Source organism: Methylomonas koyamae, from assembly GCF_006483455.1.
GTDB classification, from domain to species: domain Bacteria; phylum Pseudomonadota; class Gammaproteobacteria; order Methylococcales; family Methylomonadaceae; genus Methylomonas; species Methylomonas koyamae_B.
This window is the reverse complement of sequence record NZ_PPPU01000087.1, coordinates 1-2,951: the sequence shown is the minus strand read 5'-3', so window position 1 is coordinate 2,951 and position 2,951 is coordinate 1. Positions and strand designations below refer to the sequence as shown.

Annotated in this window: 3 protein-coding genes; all 3 read right to left on the bottom strand. The window is 58.5% G+C overall.

Annotated features, from left to right (window positions below; genetic code table 11):
* Positions 1 to 250: 250 nt before the first annotated feature.
* A complete protein-coding gene (locus C2U68_RS21000; RefSeq protein WP_140914423.1) occupies positions 251 to 1,456 on the bottom strand; it encodes a PepSY-associated TM helix domain-containing protein in 1,206 nt (401 codons plus the stop codon).
* Positions 1,457 to 1,467: 11 nt separating this feature from the next.
* Complete coding sequence (locus tag C2U68_RS20995; RefSeq protein ID WP_140914422.1) at positions 1,468 to 2,016, bottom strand: RNA polymerase sigma factor; 549 nt, start codon at positions 2,014 to 2,016, stop codon at positions 1,468 to 1,470.
* 144 nt (positions 2,017 to 2,160) lie between these two features.
* Positions 2,161 to 2,951: PepSY-associated TM helix domain-containing protein (locus tag C2U68_RS20990; RefSeq protein WP_140914421.1), on the bottom strand; the 791-nt coding region annotated here is incomplete at its 5' end.

Sequence of the window (2,951 nt, the reverse complement as noted above, 5' to 3'; positions counted from 1 at the left end):
GAGGTATACAACGCCTTACAATATAGACAATTGACCTTGGCGCTCCTGCTGACTAATAAATCGTACCGTTGCAGTAATTGCCGGTAGGCTGTGAAGTCCCTCTGTTGAATTTGATCTACTCAATCCCCCCCCCGGACGATTGTCGGATAAAACTTCTCCGAATGGCTCGGCTACCTTTTAGACTTGCGTTCATGACCGCCTTCGTAGGCATATAGCCCATCCAAACCGGGGTTTTGATTTCAGCTGTTATTCAAGATTTAACCAACCTCGCCCGCCGCTTCTTCAACCAAATCACCACGCCGGTCACCGACAGCATGACGATCGCCAAGCCGAGGATGCAGACCACTATCCGGTAAGGCAGGCCGAACACCTTGGCCATGTGTAACGCGGCCAGCCAACTGGTTACGGTGTTACCGGCGTACTGGCCGCGGGGAAACAGCAACAATTTCGGTGCGCCGGTCGTGGCGTCCAGCACCAGCCGGGTCTCACCGCCCGTATCCTGAATGTCGGCGCCGGTGCGCGCCGTGTAAACGTAAAATCCTTTTGCGGCGTTGTAGCGAAACGACACGGGCTCATTAACTGCCACGCCGCGTTCACGGGCGGCCTGGGCCAACGATTCGTCGGCAATACGGTAGGCGTCGCGCCAGCCGATGGCCGGGTTTTCCAGCGGCTGGTCCAGGTCGGGAACATCGATCCACGGCTCATGGTATTCGCCGACCAGCGTCCGCGTCACCGGCGCGTAAACGCTGTCGCTCAGATTCATGTAAACGCTGGACCAAGCGAAGGTCAGCAACAATAGCCACAGCCACAGGCCGCCGGCGCGGTGCAGATCGAAATTGATCCGATACGCGGAACCCTGCCATTTGATGTTCCAGGCCACAGCCCAACGCCGCCAAAACGGCTTGGCCGGGGCTTGCGCAGCGTTGCGCCGGGCGGGCGGCAGCGTCAGGTAAAAACCGACGAAACTGTCCAGCGTCCACACCAGCGCGGTAATGCCCATGATCCAGCCGCCGATTTCGTCCAACGCCAAGGCGTAGTGCAAGCGGTAGACGAACGGCAACAAATTGGTCAAACCCTGACTAAGATCGCCCCACTTGCGCCGGCCCAACTCGTCGCCGTTGTAAGGACTCAGCAGTAATTGGTCGTAATCCAAGGCGTAAGGCTTGCCGTTCATCGGGTTGGTTTTCGGTTCGAGCCAAACCTCGACCAAGTCGTGCCCCAAATTTACCGACTGTAAGCGGGCGTTGGGCGCCAACCGTTCCACTCGCTCTAACACGACCGGCAATTCGAGCCGGGGCTGCCCGGCGGCAGGCACTGAGAATGCCGGATTCAGCCAAGTATCCAGCTCATGGTAAAAAGCCAACAAACTGCCGGTCAGACCGACAATAATCAGGAAAGCAGTCATCGCCAGCCCGGCGTAACGGTGTACAACCACCCAGAACGGGCGCCATTTCATGGATCGCTCCTTTATGCCACTAGATGCTTGGAACCGCTAACGCGCGGAGTTGCCAGAGCTTCCCATCGACGAATCTGGCCGCCGAGGCGCTTGCGGCAATACGTCACGCCCTTGATGACGTGTTTTTCCACGGCGCTCTCGGAGATATCGAGTAGCAGGGCGATGTCGCGGTAACTCATGCCGCGCAGTTTGTTCAAGATGAAGGCATCCCGGCAGCGCGGCGGCAATTCGGCAATGGATTGATGCAATAACGCCCGCCGCTGCGCATCCGCAACTTGGCTCTCGGCGTCCGGGTAGCGGTCCGTTTCCGGCGCATCGCAGGTTTCGCGGTGCCGATCGACGATGCGGCCGTGACGCAAATGGTCCAAAGCCAGATTGCCGGCGATGCGGTACAGCAAGCCGCGCGGATGCTCAATGGTATCGGCAGCGTTACGGCATAAAATCAGATAGCTTTCCTGCACCAAATCCTGAGCCGTCTCCGGGCAGTGTACGATGCGTTGCAAATGGTGCTGCAACTCTTTACGGTAACTCCGGTACAGTACGGCAATGTCCAAACTCATGGTGGGCGGAATAGGCAAGAGGGGTCGGCCGAATACACAGCCAGTTTCATGCCACAGAAAAACACCTGTACATTCAAAATGTTGCGCGCCATGTCGCTTAGCCGATACGGCATATCGCCCAATCCAGCCGGCAGCTAACATAGTTTAATTTTCCCGTGCGTGGGCGGCCCGCCGCTTTTGCAGCCATCGCAGTACCCCGGTCAGATACAACAGCGGGCAAGCCAGACCGGACGCGAATACGGCGATCCGCCCGCTCCAACCCAAAGCCTGGCCGCTGTGGATCGGCCATTGCCAATCCAAAAACACATCGCCGTAGCTGCCGCGCCCCGCTTCGTAGACTTGTAATAACCTGCCGCTGTATTGGTCGACGGCGAAATCCCGATAGCCCAAAGCAAAACCGCTTAACTCGGCGGCGTCGCGTTTGGCAATCCGAAACACGCCCCGCTCCCCGGTCGGTGCGGTCAACATCCACAACCTGCCGCCGGGATACGCCCGATTCACGGCCGCTTCCGCCGCTTGAAAACTGATTGGATCGCGGCCCAGGGCCGGTTCCGAATACAACTTTTCGCTATCGATTCCTTCCCAGGCATTCGGCCGCGTCAACACCGAAAACCTGCCGACCACCCGGTTGACCGGCTCCGGCAAATTGAAATACACCCCGGAAAACAGCACCGGAAACAACGCACAAAAGCTCAAAACACCGGCCAGTTTGTGCAGATCGTAGTTGCGCCTGACCCAACCGGCGCGGCGTCTGTACGCCAAGGCACGGGTAAAACGGCCGGTCGACGGCCACCACAACACCAGCCCGGTCGATAACGAAACCAGCGACAGCGCCGAGACGATGCCGACTAAAACCACGCCAAACCGATCCAGCAACATACAATAGTGCAGTTGCATGATGAAGCTGACCAGCGGCCGCCGCCAGTAACCGGCGG

Coding starts and splice junctions, on each gene's coding strand:
- C2U68_RS21000 (WP_140914423.1), bottom strand. CDS start 1,456: ATGAAATGGCGCCCGTTCTGGGTGGTTGTACACCGTTACGCCGGGCTG.
- C2U68_RS20995 (WP_140914422.1), bottom strand. CDS start 2,016: ATGAGTTTGGACATTGCCGTACTGTACCGGAGTTACCGTAAAGAGTTG.